The sequence below is a fragment of the Thermomonas alba genome (genome assembly GCF_022419205.1).
Lineage (GTDB): Bacteria > Pseudomonadota > Gammaproteobacteria > Xanthomonadales > Xanthomonadaceae > Thermomonas > Thermomonas alba.
The window spans coordinates 1-537 of record NZ_JAJOZU010000060.1 but is presented as its reverse complement, the minus strand read 5'-3'; the positions used below and the strand labels follow the sequence as shown (position 1 = coordinate 537).

Below are 537 nucleotides of genomic sequence, written 5' to 3'. Positions count from 1 at the left end.
TGCTGGAGACGCACGGCTTGGCCGAGAAGCTGTTTGCGCAGGTCAATGCCCACCTTCAGCGCAAGGGTCTGAGCCTTCGGTCGGGGACGATCGTCGATGCGACGATCATCAACGCGCCGAGCTCGACCAAGAACCGCGACGGAGCCCGGGATCCGGAGATGCACCAGACCAGGAAGGGCAACCAGTGGTACTTCGGGATGAAGGCGCACATTGGCGTGGATGAGACATCGGGCCTGGTGCACCACGTGACGTGCACGGCGGCGAACGTGTCGGACGTGACGCGGGCGCACACGCTGCTGCACGGCGAGGAGGACACCGTCTGCGGCGACAGCGGCTACACGGGCGCCGAGAAGCGCGAGGAGCTGCGGGACGTGGCGGCGGCGTTCCTGATCGCGGAGAAGCCGGCGAAGCTGCGGGCGATGAAGAACCAGCGCGAGCGGCGCTACGCCGAGCGCTGGGAGCGCTACAAGGCGAGCCTGCGGGCGAAGGTGGAGCACCCGTTCCGGGTGATCAAGCGGCAGTTCGGCTACATGAAGG

Annotated in this window: 1 protein-coding gene; it reads left to right on the top strand. The window is 67.0% G+C overall.

Features of this window, described 5'->3' with window-relative positions:
* Nucleotides 1-537: IS5 family transposase (locus tag ML342_RS11740; protein WP_240127195.1), on the top strand; the 537-nt coding region annotated here is incomplete at both ends.